Raw genomic sequence first — 15376 nt, forward strand, 5'->3', positions numbered from 1 at the left:
CCACTTAACCGGTTAAGTTGAAACTTGAAGAATGAAGTTCTCAGAAGGGGCTATGCAATATGGAAAATTCGGCTCAATCGAAGCTAATCGTATTACCCGGGGTGCACGCATCCCGGCTGGGAAATGAAAGAGACATCTACATTTATTTGCCTGTGGGCTATGACGATGATCCGTCCGTAAGGTATCCCGTGTTGTACATGCACGTGGGCCAGCACGTATTCGAGCCGAGCAAGCCTTCTGGAGAGTCCTGGGGTATGCACCGCGTAGCGGACCGACTATTGGCGGAAGGGCTGATTCGGCCAATTATTATCGTAGCGGTCGAACATAAGTACGAGGACGGAACCAGTGAATATTTCCACGACCTGTGCGCGTATCCTATTCGCTGCGTCGGCGAGCTTTACGAGCATTTTCTAATCGAAGAGCTGAAGCCAATTGTAGATCGCGCATTCAGGACACTGCCGGATGCGGATCATACGGCGTTAATGGGCTCCTCGGCGGCCGGCATTGCAACGTACAACATCGGGCTTCGCCGTCCGGACGTATTCGGAATGCTTGGCATCCTGTCGCCTTTTTTCGTCCAGGTAGATCCCGGCACGCTGGAGGAAACGCCGCAGTATCGGCTGTATCCTTATAACGATGGGCAGAAAATATGGATGGACATAGGTGGGGCGGAGGGGTTCTTCATGCCATCCCACGTGCGGAGCGTCGCGGAGAATATGCAGCAAGCTGGCTGGAAGCAAGGTGAGGAGCTTTATTATTATCTGGACATGGAAGCCGCGCATTCCGAATGGGACTGGAGCCGCCGGGCGCACATGCCGCTGCTGCACTTCTTTGGCGAAGCCGCCGATGTGTCGGTTCTCGCGCTTGAAGGGGACGGTATCGTCGGTGTCGACGGGCCTTTAGTGGTCGTTAATGCGGTTGCCGCTCTTCACAACGGCATACGCTTCAGTTTGCTCAGAGCCGATTACCAGACGGATAATCCGGATGTCCTCGGGATTTCGCCAGACGGAAGGCTGCTTCCACGGAAACCCGGCACTGCGACGATCGTCTGCCGCTATGGTGGCCAAGAAGCGGCCAGAATGTATACTGTCGTGGAACGGCTATCTGAGACCGTCGTCGTCGAGCTTGAAATTCTCGTGCCGGATACAACGCCGGAAGATGCCGAGATTTATGCGACGTTCGGCGTTCCGAAGCTCGGCAAAGGATTGTATGGCGGAACGGTCAGTTTGCCTAGAGGATTAACGTTCGATTTTCTCATCACCCGGGGCTACGATAAGGAAGAGGTCGATCGGGATTTCGGGCGGATGCCTTACAGAAGGCTTGTCACGGACGAGGACAAAAGAGTCGTTTACACGGTTCATAATTGGATAGACATAAGGCCCGATATGGGAAGAGAGGAGGAGATTTGAATGACGCAGCCTTCGCGAGTGGAATCCATCGCGAATTTCCGATCGGAAATTATGCGCAACGAAAGGGACATTTTCGTTTATTTGCCGCCCGGCTACGGGCAGGAAGCGGACAGGACGTATCCGGTACTTTACGTCCATGACGGGCAGAACGTATTCCATGAAGCATTTAACGGGCAGTCATGGAACCTGCACCGCGTATGCGACCGTCTGATTGCGGAAGGACGCATCGAAAAATTGATCGTCGTGGCGGTTTCGAATATGGGGCTGGAGCGAAACAGCGAGTTCGCGCATCAAGGCTCGTTCGCGGAGGAGCTCGACTACCCTTGCCGGGGAGAGTTCTATGAACGTTTCCTGACGGAGGAAGTTAAACCCTACATCGACCGTACTTACCGGACGAAGCATGAGAGCCGCCACACCGCACTGATGGGTTCGTCCAGAGGCGGGCTCGCGACTTACCATATCGGGTTCCGCCGTTCCGACGTTTTTGGCAAGCTGGCCATGGTTTCGCCTTATTTTGCCCAATACAATGAGGAGACGATGACGCATCTGCCCATCGTTCAGACTTTCGATGGAAAAGGACCGTTTCAATTATGGATAGATGCTGGCGGCATGGAAGGCATGACTGTGCGTGTCGATCACGTCAGGCACATGGTGGAGCATTTCTTGAAGCTAGGCTACCGGTCTGGAGACGACCTCGTGTTCTGCTACGAACCGATGGCAGAGCATAACGAGGCAGCTTGGGAGCAGAGGGTATACGCGCCGCTTGTCTTCTTCTTCGGAGACAAAGGATCGCCCGTCTCAGCCGAGTTGACCGGTGATCCTATTGCCGGGATCGAGGGAGCCGAGGCATGGGTATACCCGCTTGTCACATATGAAAGCGGTTTAGTTTCGGTCGACCTGGACGCAAGCTTTCGCGTAACGCCCGAAGGCGCAGCGGCGGTCGATCCGACAGGCTTGATCCGGGCAGTCAAGACGGGGGATTGTGAGATCGCATACAGCGGACATGGGCTGAACGCATTGACAATAATCAGGATCGTGCCGGAATTATCCGAAAAGGTCGAAGTGGAGTTGGAAGTTGTCGTACCAGACGATACCTCGGCAACGGCGAGAGTATATGCGGGGGCGGAACTGGAGAAGTCCGGACCTCGCTCCTACCGAAGGCGGCTTTTCCTGCCGAGAAATACGGGATTTGCTTTTCACGTCTCAGAGCATTCTGGTCTAAGGGAAGCAGGCCCGGAGGGGGCGGACGTCCCGAAGCGGCGGTTCGTCGCCGACGGCAACAAGACGTTGCGTTATGAAGTCCAAAGTTGGATGCTAAGTCAATCGATATGAATACGGGGTAAAACACTGACTCGCGTCGTAAAAAAACTACCATTGTCTTTCTTAACGCTATCGCTGCTCGCCGCAGCCGCGTGCTCCAACGGAACAACCGAGTCTGGAGCGGGCGTAACTCCTGTACAAAGCTAGTTCGATCTGGCGTTTGAGAAGCTCGATACGGAGCTTGTACCGGAGACCGGCGCGAGCTTGCTGGTATGGGAGAGCAAAGAAGCCCGGCCTTTTGTGGATGCCATCATCAAGGAATTTACGGAACTATACGGCGTCGAAGTGAAGATGCAGGAGCTTGGAACGATGGATCAAATCGGAAAATTCGAGCTGGACGGTCCAGCTGGCCTTTCGGCAGACGTCATTACGACTTCCCAGGACCATCTGGGCAAGGCGGCAAGCGCCGGGCTGATTCTGCCTAACGATGATTACGCTGCTGTTCATGTATTTGCAGAGGCACTTTGTTGACGGTCTGACGGCAGGCGCGACTAAAGGATAGAAGAGACAGAGGGAACGACTTCATTGTATTAACGTAGTGTGCAAATCTAAAAGGTGTGGACTCACTTTCAGCTATCTTATCACCTTAATAAGCTTACTGCTAAGCCGACGATCTTCAGTTAACCATAAACTGATTTCGCTCGGCTTTCTTTAATGGTTGCGGCTCTTTGATCATTTTTATTAAATGTTCAGAGCAGGTGGTTAATTTGATGAACGGTATAGAAAGATCCTGTAGAAAAAAATCACATGACTTATGCAGTTCATACCAACAGATGGAAAACCACTCGTCTGTGAACCAAATGGCTTTGTTAACCAGTAAGGACGCTCTACTTGCGACCATGTTCAAACCCTATAAGCTTGCGCAGTATACACTTAGTCGATTTTTCACAACTTCGTTTGCATGGAGAACGTTTGGTCATAAACGTGCGGCAAGGCTTCAAGAAGTTAGCGTTACGGCACTAAAACCAGGTGACGTCATAAACTTGGATGATACGCTTATTGCCCATCCCTACGCCAAAAAATTGCCTTTCTTATGCTGGTTGTTCGACTCTTCATCCAAAACGTATCGCTGGTGTATGAATCTGGTTGTCCTTCAAGAAAGGGCAAGCGATCTCGAAAGATAAGCGTGTCCCTATTGCCGCGGTCGTCACTGTTCGCTTGAAAGAAGATGAAGAATCGAGTGTTGGCATAGAGGACTATGACTACAGCCCTGCAACGTACAAGGGAGCCTATCTCATCATTAGCAACCGCCACGATGTGCCCGAAAAGGCGTTCGAAGTCTATGGGAAAAAGTGGCGCATTGAAGTGTTTTTTCGTATGGCCAAGCAAGACCTTGCTTTCGGGAAATACCATCCCACTTCGGAGGCATATCAGCATGCGCATATGGAATTCGTGTTCGCTACGGAGGCATTAGTAGCCTATGCGTAACCAGGTGGCCGGTTTATTCAAGCATAGATTCTCACAATTCCCACTTAATTCATCGAACTACATAAGTCATGTCTATATGATATAATAAACATAGTTTGCTAGATGTGGTTTTCGTTAGGGAAAAATAAGTGAATAGCAAAGGGGAATTCATTTAATGTTAAGAAAAATAGGCCTAATCTTGTTAGTAGTTAGCATACTGCTTCCAGCATCTTTGAGTCATTATGTTAGGGCGGCTGGGAGCAATAATGTGGATGTGGACAGGGTTGAATTTACATATCCGCATACCCCATCTCTTTCGAACACGATTAACGATTATGATGTCTACATTCCCAGAAGTTCGATTTTAACGTACTATTTCGCAATCAAGACCGTCGATGAAAATGCAACGATACAATATCAAATGAATGGAGATAGTTGGAAAAATCTTGGGCAATGGACTTCGACAGGCCATCTTCCTCTAAATCCGGCAAATAACCTCGTAGAAATAAAAATTACTTCTTCCGATGGCACAGTCACTCGACTGATTAATTTCCATGTGCATCGGCCGTTGGCCAATGATGCTGCTCTAAAGAAGCTGGAAACTTCAGCTGGGACGATTGCATTCGACGCGAATACGCTTAATTACACCGTTTACGTTCCTTATTCAACAGTCTCTACAATGGTCACTCCTACTTTAAACGATGCCGATGGTAGCTTGTCCATAAATGGGATAGGGGGAGCAGATGGCGAAGCTAGCTCCGCTATCCCGCTTGGGGTGGGCAGCACTGCCATTCCGGTTGAAACGATTTCTGCGGATGGCTCCCAAACTAGAAAATATACAATCGAAGTTATTCGAGCTGAGCCTAGCACGAATGCAACTTTAGAGCAGCTAAGCTTATCCGGAAGTGCTTTGCTGCAGCCGGATTTCGCCAGCGGACGCTTCAGCTATGAGGCTGTTGTAGCAAATAGTCAAGATTCCATCATGGTAACGCCTACAGCATCAGAAGCGAATGCTTTAATCGCCTACAGTGCTAATGGGGGAACATACACTAGCATATTCAGCGGTTCGGCAAGCGCTCCCCTGCCGTTGGAGGCAGGCCTGAATACGATTGCCATACGCGTAACGGCAGAGGACAGAGCGACGGTGAATCAATATGTGCTGACAGTTTATAGGCAGAGCAACGATGCGAATTTAAGCGGCTTATCTCTCTCTTCTGGTACGCTCAGCCCATTATTCGATGCTGGAATTTATAGCTATTCAGCCGAAGTGGGGAGTTATCAGAGTGAGATTACGCTGACGCCTTCGGCAGCGGGAACGAATGCGTCTATAGCGGTAAGTGTCAATGGAGGTTCATATCAAAGCTTGACCAACGGTTCGGCAAGCGCTCCCCTGCCGCTGGAGGCAGGCCTAAATACGATTGCCATACGCGTAACGGCCGAGGAGGGAAATGAGCAAATCTACACCGTACAAGTCTTGCGGCCAAGCCACAATGCTACACTGAGCGATTTGAGTTTGTCAGCAGGAACACTTACACCTTTGTTTCATCCTGAAACAGTAAACTACGAAGCATCCGTTGGTTATTCGGTTTATGCGATAACGGTAAAACCAGTTGCAGCAGAGAGTCATGCTTTAGTAAGCGTATCAGTAAATGACTCGACCTACGTCCCAGTTGCAAGTGCTAGCGACAGCGTAGATCTACTGTTGAGTCAAGGGAACAATGATATTCATATTAAAGTCGTCTCGCAGAGCGGTGAAGAGCTGCTATACACAATTAGGGTAAACCGAGCTTTTGTTCCGTATACTCCGCCATCTCCGACTCCAACTACGGAGACTCCTGTTGGTCCCGTCAAGCCCATTTCATTTAACGATATTTCGGGGTCATGGGCAGAGCCGATCATACAGTCAGCAGTTCAGCAGGGCTGGATTTCGGGGTACCCTGATGGGACCTTTAGGCCTAACGAGAAAGTATCAAGGCAGGATTTTATCGTCATGCTGGTTAAGGCATTAGGTTGGTCTGGTCCAGCACAAGGGAGTGAACCGAGCTTTAGTGATGGGGAGCAAATCGCCCCTTATGCAGCGAATGCGATCGCACTTGGTTACCAGCATGGTTTATTTATTGGCTATGTGGATGGAAGCCTCCAACCAAAGGGGGTAATTAATCGTCAGGAGTTAGCCGTAATAGCTATGAGAGCACTTGGCGAACCTGAGGGAGGCGCGCTTGCGCCAGAGACTGGGTTTGCTGATGATCGTCTTATTTCAAATTGGGCCAAATATGCTGTGAAGACAGCTAAAGACCGTGGCATCCTGAAGGGTCGGGGAAAGAATCTATTTGTTCCGGCTGAATCGGCAACTCGAGCTGAAGTCGTTGCTATCATTCAATATATATTGGATGATCTAGCAGCGAGCAAATAAAGGCAATTTGTTATGCTGAGCCGAAAGCTTGATCTATTAGTCAAATTGCTGCTGCCCTGACATCAGCCATTGAAGGTTGGTTAACCAATAGAGCTTTCAGGCCTGCTCAGGTGCAGGCTTGGAGGCTCTATTCTATTAGGTATTGGAATTTAGTTGTAACGGGAGAGAACGGACAACAAACAAAAGTATGAAATCAACACCTTAATCAAATTTCAGTCATACTATGCGGCAGAAGCGGGCTAGCATGTCATTTGCGAGAAGCCGCTCGCGGTCAGTGCAAGCCAAGCAGCGGAGATGCTGCAGGCGGTAAAAAAAGCAGGCGTTATGCATATGATTTGCCATAATTATCGTTTTGCGCTTGCGATACAGCTAGCTAAGAAGCTGATTGATGGTCATATTATCGGCTACGAGCATACCTTTATTATTATGATGGCGACGTTCATGGAAGGGCTGCACAGCGGGATTAATCCTGCTCCGAACTTCGAGGACGGCTATAGAAATCAGCTCGTTATTGAAGCTGTTGAGCGTTCTGCCGAGTCGAGACAGTGGATGGATGTACCTGCAATTAGCGATTCTTTGTTGTTTTCGTAGCTTCATATAACAAAAAATGAATAGTCGGTTGACGTGCAAGGCTGTAGTGAAGAAGGATTATTCTTCTTGCTGCAGCCTATTTTTGATTATACTTATGTTATAATCGCCATATTAAATAAGGTGCTGAATCCTATTTCGGGAGTATGTATCACTAGAAATATGTAATTGGGTGAGGGATAACCTGTGAATGACTTCAACAAATTCAATCGCGAGAAATGGAGCAAGATAAGAACAAAGGGCAAGCTGTCGTATGCTATTAGATGGGTGCTTTATATATTGATTTACGTTTTAATTATTCAGGGAGTACTCATTGTACTCGGTCGTAAAAGTGTAGATCAAATCGAAATGGCGCCTATTATTTTTATTTCATTTGTCGTGGGTGTTACTCTTTCTTTGATTCGATGGTCTGTTTTTGAGAAAAAATACAATCAGGAATAAATAAGGACGAGGTGAGTAGACATGTTGGCATCCATTACCCAAGCTGAGAATGGATATTCGGTCCGTTTCGAGCGCAATTTGAAGCATGCTGTGGAGAGTGTCTGGTCGATGCTGACTGACAACGAGAAGCTCGCCCAGTGGTTCCCCGAACTGAGTGTCGCGGACTTGCGTGAAGGCGGATTAATAAAATTTGATATGCAAAATGGACATTTTGAAGAGATGGCCATCATTGAGCTCAAAGCGTTATCGGTTTTGGAGTTTACGTGGGCTGAGGATATCGTTCGTTTTGAATTATATGCAGAGCCAGAGGGCTGCCGCTTGGTTTTAATCGAGAAGCTTGCCCAAATTACAGCGCATACCCCTAGAGATATTGCCGGCTGGGATGTATGTTTGGATGTTATCGAGGCATTGCTGGATGGAAAAACAATTGCCTCTCGCAAGGACGTATGGAAAATGAAATACGATAAATATGTACAAGCTTTTGAAAATTTGCCTCAGGCTTAGAAATAAGTATTCAATCAGCTTGGGTTATCGGATGTGATAGAGATGATTACAGGAATATTGGTATTTTTATTAGCTGGGTTAGCTGAAATAGGTGGAGGTTACCTGATTTGGTTATGGCTGCGTGAAGGCAAGCCGATGTATTGGGGAATGGTCGGAGGTGTAGCTTTGGCACTATATGGTGTTATTGCTACATTTCAATCCTTCCCCTCGTTCGGAAGAGTCTATGCGGCGTACGGGGGCGTTTTTATAGTGATGGCCGTATTGTGGGGCTGGCTGGTCGATAAAAAAACACCTGATTTATACGACTGGATAGGTGCTGCAATTTGCTTGGTCGGTGTTTCAGTTATACTGTGGGCGCCAAGGCATTAGTATTTTCTAGCTTGCTGTGTAGAATAACCATTTACAATTCAGGGAACGATTTGTTAACATATATGAAATATTGAAAAAGGCGATGACGAGAAGAGTACATAAACACATTCTTTCGCAGAGAGCCCCGGCAGCTGAAAAGGGGCAAGGAATGGTTTATCGAAACAAGTCTCTGAGCATCACATCGGAACCTGAGCAAGGGGATGCTGTGACAGGAGCTCCTGTTATAGAGCTAGAGTATAAGCATCCTTTGGTGCCGTACTTGAAGAGGTTGATATGGCGACATATTAACGAATCTGGGGTGGTACCGCGAAAAATTTCGTCCCCAAGACGCGAAGTCTTGGGGGTGGAATTTTTTTTTTGTTTTTTGGGACATGAAAAATCAAGGTATCGATAGCAACCCTAAATTGGAGGTTTTACAATGAGCAGCGAATTAGAGCCGATCACGGATCATTTTTTATATAAAATTATTAATGAGGATCTTCAAGCAGGCGTGTTTACACGAGAAATGTGCACGCGGTTTCCGCCTGAGCCTAATGGATACCTTCATATCGGAAGCGCCTATGCCATCCATACAAACTATACGATTGCGCAAAAGTATAATGGGAGGTTTCATTTGCGATTTGACGACACGAATCCTCTGAAGGAGGATATCGAATATGTGAATGCCATTATCGAAGATATCAATTGGCTTGGTTATCGTCCAGGCAGCCATATTTATTATGGTTCGGATTATTCGGATGCGATATATGACGCTGCAGTTGCGCTCATAAGCAAAGGAAAGGCTTATGTTTGTGAATTATCGCCAGAGGAAGTAACGGAATATCGGGGGACGCTTACGGAGCCGGGCAAGGATAGCCCTTACCGAAATCGCTCCATTGATGATAATTTAGAGCAGTTTGCGAAAATGAAAAACGGTGATTTTAAGGCCGCTTCCAAAGTGTTGCGTGCCAAAATCGATATGAGTGCGCCTAATATTAATTTAAGAGATCCCGTTATTTATCGCATAATCCATGCTGAGCATTACCGGACGGGAAATAAGTGGTGCATTTATCCGATGTACGATTTTGCGCATCCGATTCAAGATGCCATCGAGGGCATTACCTACTCGTTATGCTCCATTGAGTTCAAAGACCATCGTCCTTTGTACGAATGGGTATTGAAGGAGCTGGAATTTGCTCAGCCGCCAAGGCAAAGGGAATTCGGAAGGCTGAATCTAACGGGTGTCGTGACGAGCAAGCGGTATTTGAGACAGCTCGTTGAGGGCGGCTTTGTCGACGGCTGGGATGATCCAAGGCTGCCAACGATCCGTGGACTCAGGCGAAGAGGCTTTACGCCCGAGAGCATTAGAAATTTTATCGATGAGATCGGCATGATTAGAGCCCAAAATTCCGTTGATATCGCGATGCTGGAGCATGCGGCAAGACAGGATTTGAAGGCGAAGGTCAAAGGCGTAATGGCCGTCATCCATCCACTGAAAGTGGTTATTACTAATTATCCGGAGGGCCAAACCGAGCTGTTGTCCATTGATAACAATAGCGAGAACGACACGCTTGGCAAACGCAAGGTCACCTTCTCTAGAACGCTATTTATAGAGAAAGATGATTTTATGGAGCAGCCGTCCAAAGGATTTCACAGATTAGCACCCGGAGCTGAAGTTCGGCTGATCGGTGCCTACTTCATTAGATGTGAGGAAGTCATTAAAGATGAAGCCACAGGTGAGATCATTGAGCTTCGCTGCACTTACGATCCCGAAACGAAAAGCGGAACGGGCTTTACCGACCGGAAGGTGAAGGGGACGGTCCACTGGGTTTCGGAGAGTCACGCGTCTAAGGTGGATGTCCACCTTTATGATAGTCTGCTGCGGGGTAATGAAATCCCGAAGGATACCGTTATAGCTTGGGACAGCGTCATTAATCCGAGCTCATTGCAAATCGTGAAAGATTGTAGGATTGAGCCTTTTGAGGCTCTTCCGCAGCCAGAGGATAAGTTCCAATTCGTTCGGCATGGTTATTTTTGCGTGGACAAAAAACATACAACGGATACGAAGCTAGTCTTCAATCGCATCGTACCGCTTAAGGATACGTGGAAGAAAAAATAGAGCGATAACAAGATGAAGCCTCTCATGTGGTAAAATAATACATATGGAGGCTTCTTTTTTGAGAGGCTCTACAATCGGAGAACGAGGTGATGGAGTGTTCCTGCATAAGCTTCGACCATTAATTCTGACTGCTGTCCTATTATGTATGCTTTTACCAGAAGCAGCAAGTGCCAACGGGGGACCGCTGCATTATCCTGCGGAGGGTTATGGCAGGCTGGAGCTGGATGATCAATCGCAAGTGAGTTTGGTTCGCGAGAAGGTTGCGTTTACCTTCCGTGATATCGAACGGTACAAAAGCCATGCGGAAGTAACGGTTCAGTATGAGCTTCACAATACGTCCGATTCCGCCAAGGACTTGGAGGTTTTATTTGTAACGCCTGCAAGTGAGGCTTTTATGGTTTCAGAGGGAAATAAAGAGATTCATGTGATCATGGATCCGAATGTAAAGACGGTTAATTGGCAGAATACCCTATTGAAAAATACGGTCATTGATCCAGTAAGCGGCAAGGAGCTGCGTTTATCCAATTACTCAGCGGAAATTGGGCCAGCACAAGGAGCGAGGTTCCCTTTATCTTTTAAGCCGAACGAAACGAAAAATATTGTCATCACCTATATTGAAAATGGAGGGATGTATAATAAAGGTGTGATTACGACGATTTTTTCCCATCTTTATTATTTGACCCCAGCAGCTTTCTGGGAGGGCGAGCCGCATGTCGAGCTGGAAATACGACTAAGTGCGCCCGGCGCTAAGCTTCATTCGAATTTAGCAATGGAACAAACGGACTCCAAAACATTCAAAGCTGTTTTTAATGAACTGCCCAGCAAGGACTGGTATTTTTCTTACACGTACCCCAAAAGATTGTTGTATCCAACGAATATCGAGAAGGACCATAATCACTTGATACTCGGAACAGTCGCCGCAGTAACGGTAATTGCTGCAGCGCTTGCGCTGTTTTTTAGAAAAAGTTTGCTATTTACGATCAGTGCATTTGGGATTTTTGCTTTTACGGTATATTATATCTCGAAAATGGGCGGTTATCCGTTTAACGCTATTTTTGTAGGGTTTGTCGACTTTGTTGTTGGCGTAGGGCTGCTTATTTGTGATATTTTAATTAGAAGAACGATTCGTAGACGTAGAGAAATGACCAAAACCATGTAATCGTCCGTCCACATCTTTTAAAAAACTCGAAATCAACGTAAACTGTAGGAAACATTAGAGGAGAGAGAGTTAAATGACAAACGAAGCATTAACCATTAATCATGAAGATCTATTGGCTGATCTAGAATACCGAGGGCTAGTACAGCAATTTACTAACCGCGAGGAATTACATAAGAAGCTTACGAGTGAACGCGTTGTGCTTTATTGCGGATTCGACCCTACAGCGGACAGCCTGCACATCGGCAGCTTGCTTCCGATTTTGTGCTTGCGTCGTTTCCAACAGGCTGGCCATATTCCACTTGCGCTAGTTGGCGGCGGAACAGGCTTAATTGGCGATCCAAGCGGCCGCTCGACGGAACGCTCGCTCAATACAGCGGATACGGTATCCGAGTGGACAGAGAGCTTGAAGCGTCAGCTTTCCCGCTTTCTTGACTTCGATGCTGCGGATCATGCGGCTAAGCTAGTAAGCAACTACGACTGGATTGCGCCGCTGGATGTCATTACTTTTTTACGCGATGTAGGCAAAAACTTTACTGTAAACTACATGCTGGCGAAGGATTCGGTCGATTCCCGTCTTTCATCAGGCATCTCGTTTACCGAGTTCAGCTATATGATTTTGCAAGCCTACGACTTCCATAAGCTGCATCAAGAGCACGGCTGTTCATTGCAAATTGGCGGCAGCGATCAATGGGGCAATATTACAGCAGGCCTTGATCTGATTGGCAAAATGGGCGGTGGCGACGCTTACGGCATGACGATGCCTCTTGTTACCAAAAGCGACGGCAAGAAATTCGGGAAATCCGAATCTGGCGCGATTTGGCTGGATCGCTCGAAGACATCGGCGTACCAGTTCTATCAGTTCTGGATCAATACTGAAGATAACGATACGATTAAATTTTTGAAATATTTCACATTCCTCTCTCGTGCAGAAATCGAAGCTTTGGAGACAGAGCTTCAGTCGCACCCAGAGAAGCGGGTGGCGCAGCGTGAGTTGGCGCGTGAAATTACTCGCCTTGTTCATGGACAAGAAGCGCTCGACAGCGCAGAGAAAATTACGCAGGCATTTTTCTCCGGCGATGTAAATCAACTGAGTGAAGCGGAGCTGATTGAAGCTTTGCAGGACATGCCTACAACGGTGCTTACGAATAGAGAAGAGATTGCGCTTATGGATCTTCTAATCGAATCTGGAGCTGCACCATCTCGCCGCCAAGCGAAACAAGATATTACGAGCGGCTCGATTTCAATTAATGGCACGAAAAACACGGATGTAGAATCCATCATCGGTTCGGAGCAAAAGCTCTATGACAAATTTGTCGTGCTGCGCCGCGGCAAAAAAAATTACTTCTTGATTCGATTTGAATAGGACAAAAAAATCAGACTTCCACTATTGGAAGTCTGGTTTTTTTTGAATGTTATATCTACTTTAGGAAATCGAGTGTACACTTTTCATTGTTTTGATACTATTTTGAGAAGTCTCCAACACCAATTTCCGCGATCAACGTCCAGCTATCCTGCACAATTGCAGGAACCTCGCCCAATTTTAGTTGTGTTGGAGTCTTATGTTGTATTTATGAAATAACTTGCTATATGATCTGTCATTTTAGCACTTTAAGTGCGCTTATATTGTAGGGAATACAGTATAGCTGCACGTAAGTGTGAGAAAGATACCGCTATCCTGCGAATATGCATTATAGAAAATAATTAAGAACAATGTAGAAGTGCATATTTGCCGGATTAGAAAAGGGGATATCCCAAAAGGGGAAACCTGTGTGAGAGAATCCCATAGTATGTGCAAAAGAACCTTCAAAACCACTTTGAAAGTGAATCTGAAGAATCTTTTTTGCCAGCATATTACGTGAAAAGTGGGGGCCGAATGATTCGGAAATTGCTTTATGGTTAGTTTCTGAATAGGACAAAAACCCAGACTTCCGTTAATGGAAGTCTGGGTTTTTATGGTTAGCTTTTATAAAAAGGGCTGCTAAAGTTTAAGCACTCGTCTTTGCCAAGCTGCCCTCGGCTATCTTCCGGCGGGATCTTGCGCGGCGGGAGAACCCGAAGGAGGTTGCGGCTGTAGCAGCGGCGAGAATGACGCCTGTAGCTCCAATCCAGCTGATAGAGGTGAGCGATACTTGCTCAACGACAACCCCGCCAAGCCCGGCTCCTGCAGCCATGCCCAGCTGAAGTACAGAGCTGTTCAAGCTTAGCATAATACCCGAAGCTTCTGGAGCTAGTGACATCAGATGATACTGCTGAGTTGGACCGGATGACCAAGCAGTAAAGGCCCAGATCATAAGCAGAGGAAATACGATAACCGGAGACTGTCCAGCCAACGAGAGTAGAACAAGTGCTATCGTATGGAACAGCATGCCGCTGACTAATGTTCGAGGCGCTCCCCATTTATCGGTGCTGTAGCCGCCAAATTTAGACCCGATCAGGCTGGCGATACCGAATGCAAATAGTCCGATGCTCACGCCCTGTTCACTCAGCTTCGTTACGCTAAGCAGGAATGGTGAAATATAAGTGTAAACGATGGAATAACCGCCGATCCACAAGAAGGTGACCGTCAGTGCCGTTACAATTTTCGGCTGCTTCAAGAGAGCAAGCTGGCTGCGAAGTGGAACGGGCTCTTCACCATCTGTTTTTGGAATGCTGGATAAAATGAGGAGCATTGCAAGCAGGCCCAGCAGTCCGATTGCTCCGAAGATGAGATGCCAGTCGTATACAGATGCGACCACCCTGCCTAGAGGGACACCAACGATTAATGCTGTGCTAAAGCCCATAACGAGCGTCGCAATGGCACTGCCCTGTTTATCAACGGGTGCAAGCTTAGAAGCGACGGTCAAAGCGGTAACGACAAACACGCCTGTGCTGAGCGCTAGAACAATTCGGGACACGATCAAAAACTCAAATCCAGGCAAAGCAACGGCAATAAGATTGCCGATCGCGAATACACCTAATGAGTAGAGGAGCAGCTGACGCCGCTCAACACGCGCCGTAACTGCCATAAGAATCGGCGTGCCAATAGCGTAAGCTAGCGAGAAAACGGTAATCAGCTGGCCTGCTGCAGATACGGATACACCTATGTCGTCGGCGACCTTATCCAAAATACCCGCAATAATAAATTCTGACGTTCCAACCAAAAAGCTAATTATAGCCAGCATGTAAATTTTCCACGCGTTAGACATATAAAAAATACTCCTCTCTCCACTCCACTGTTTTTATATTTCTAAATCTATAGAAATATAACCTAAAAAAATTACTCCAACAAATATGGCGCATACTTGCGAGCCATTTCGCGGTTCACACTGTAGTAGATATACGTACCGTCCTTGCGGAGATCTAGCAACCCGCTTTCCGTCAATTGCTTCAAGTGATGTGAGAGGGTAGAGCCGGCTACAGATTCCAGCTTTGTGCCAATATCGGAGCAGCATAAATTTTTCTCCTCAGTAAGCAGCAGAGCTATTTTTAGACGGGTAGGCTCGCCGAGCGCCTTATATACTTTTACAGCTTGACGTACGTCCGCATGATCTTCTGTCATTGTGGCTTCACCTTTCTTGCAGTCGTTATTTCTATATTTGTAGAAATAAGATAGCATATCGATATTCGAATGTAAACAGGCAAGCATTCATTTTGTTTTACAACAAGCATTTCCGTAATCGTATAAAAGA

Annotated in this window: 15 protein-coding genes, 1 pseudogene and 1 other annotated feature; of the genes and pseudogenes, 14 read left to right on the forward strand and 2 right to left on the reverse strand. The window is 47.1% G+C overall.

Annotated elements, in window-relative coordinates:
• Positions 1-59: 59 nt before the first annotated feature.
• From ACIFSR_RS00380 to tyrS, 14 genes and pseudogenes are all read left to right on the forward strand, one after another.
• Complete coding sequence (locus ACIFSR_RS00380) at positions 60-1409, forward strand: alpha/beta hydrolase (RefSeq protein WP_339205026.1); 1350 nt, start codon at positions 60-62, stop codon at positions 1407-1409.
• Positions 1410-2741, forward strand: a complete 1332-nt coding sequence (locus ACIFSR_RS00385; RefSeq protein WP_430053996.1) for an alpha/beta hydrolase — start codon at positions 1410-1412, stop codon at positions 2739-2741. It begins immediately after the preceding gene.
• Positions 2742-2933: 192 nt separating this feature from the next.
• Positions 2934-3200, forward strand: a complete 267-nt coding sequence (locus ACIFSR_RS00390) for an extracellular solute-binding protein (RefSeq protein ID WP_430053999.1) — start codon at positions 2934-2936, stop codon at positions 3198-3200.
• A 239-nt stretch (positions 3201-3439) separates the two neighbouring features.
• On the forward strand, positions 3440-3853 hold the full coding sequence (locus ACIFSR_RS00395) for a hypothetical protein (protein WP_430054002.1): 414 nt from the start codon (positions 3440-3442) through the stop codon (positions 3851-3853).
• The gene (locus tag ACIFSR_RS00400) at positions 3816-4157 is read left to right on the forward strand and encodes a hypothetical protein (protein WP_430054005.1); all 342 of its coding nucleotides are present in this window, start codon (positions 3816-3818) and stop codon (positions 4155-4157) included. The genes ACIFSR_RS00395 and ACIFSR_RS00400 overlap by 38 nt, the downstream gene beginning before the upstream one ends.
• A gap of 154 nt (positions 4158-4311) precedes the next feature.
• Positions 4312-6549, forward strand: coding sequence for a cadherin-like beta sandwich domain-containing protein (locus ACIFSR_RS00405; protein WP_430054007.1), 2238 nt, complete (start codon positions 4312-4314; stop codon positions 6547-6549).
• A 249-nt stretch (positions 6550-6798) separates the two neighbouring features.
• Positions 6799-6873 (forward strand): annotated as a pseudogene (locus ACIFSR_RS00410) (hypothetical protein); the annotation flags it as partial.
• Between the two features lie 6 nt (positions 6874-6879).
• Positions 6880-7140, forward strand: coding sequence for a hypothetical protein (locus ACIFSR_RS00415; RefSeq protein ID WP_430054010.1), 261 nt, complete (start codon positions 6880-6882; stop codon positions 7138-7140).
• Positions 7141-7323: 183 nt separating this feature from the next.
• Positions 7324-7578, forward strand: coding sequence for a hypothetical protein (locus tag ACIFSR_RS00420; RefSeq protein ID WP_339205020.1), 255 nt, complete (start codon positions 7324-7326; stop codon positions 7576-7578).
• A gap of 21 nt (positions 7579-7599) precedes the next feature.
• Positions 7600-8082 (forward strand): SRPBCC family protein, encoded by a 483-nt coding sequence (locus tag ACIFSR_RS00425; RefSeq protein ID WP_430054013.1) that lies wholly within the window; start codon positions 7600-7602, stop codon positions 8080-8082.
• A 42-nt stretch (positions 8083-8124) separates the two neighbouring features.
• A complete protein-coding gene (locus tag ACIFSR_RS00430; RefSeq protein WP_076267312.1) occupies positions 8125-8451 on the forward strand; it encodes a YnfA family protein in 327 nt (108 codons plus the stop codon).
• Positions 8452-8524: 73 nt separating this feature from the next.
• Positions 8525-8778 (forward strand) — a binding site (T-box leader).
• Between the two features lie 91 nt (positions 8779-8869).
• A complete protein-coding gene (locus ACIFSR_RS00435) occupies positions 8870-10549 on the forward strand; it encodes a glutamine--tRNA ligase/YqeY domain fusion protein (protein ID WP_430054016.1) in 1680 nt (559 codons plus the stop codon).
• A 58-nt stretch (positions 10550-10607) separates the two neighbouring features.
• Positions 10608-11708, forward strand: coding sequence for a hypothetical protein (locus tag ACIFSR_RS00440; protein ID WP_430054019.1), 1101 nt, complete (start codon positions 10608-10610; stop codon positions 11706-11708).
• 73 nt (positions 11709-11781) lie between these two features.
• A complete protein-coding gene (gene tyrS / locus ACIFSR_RS00445; RefSeq protein ID WP_339205016.1) occupies positions 11782-13071 on the forward strand; it encodes a tyrosine--tRNA ligase in 1290 nt (429 codons plus the stop codon).
• A gap of 622 nt (positions 13072-13693) precedes the next feature.
• On the opposite strand, the gene ACIFSR_RS00450 is transcribed toward tyrS, so the two are convergent.
• Positions 13694-14893: an MFS transporter gene (locus ACIFSR_RS00450; RefSeq protein ID WP_430054022.1), complete on the reverse strand. Its 1200-nt coding sequence runs from the start codon at positions 14891-14893 to the stop codon at positions 13694-13696.
• 71 nt (positions 14894-14964) lie between these two features.
• The gene (locus tag ACIFSR_RS00455) at positions 14965-15246 is read right to left on the reverse strand and encodes an ArsR/SmtB family transcription factor (protein WP_054025100.1); all 282 of its coding nucleotides are present in this window, start codon (positions 15244-15246) and stop codon (positions 14965-14967) included.
• Between the last annotated feature and the right edge of the window lie 130 nt (positions 15247-15376).

Source organism: Paenibacillus sp. NRS-1760 (genome assembly GCF_050467785.1).
Classification (GTDB): Bacteria; Bacillota; Bacilli; order Paenibacillales; family Paenibacillaceae; genus Pristimantibacillus.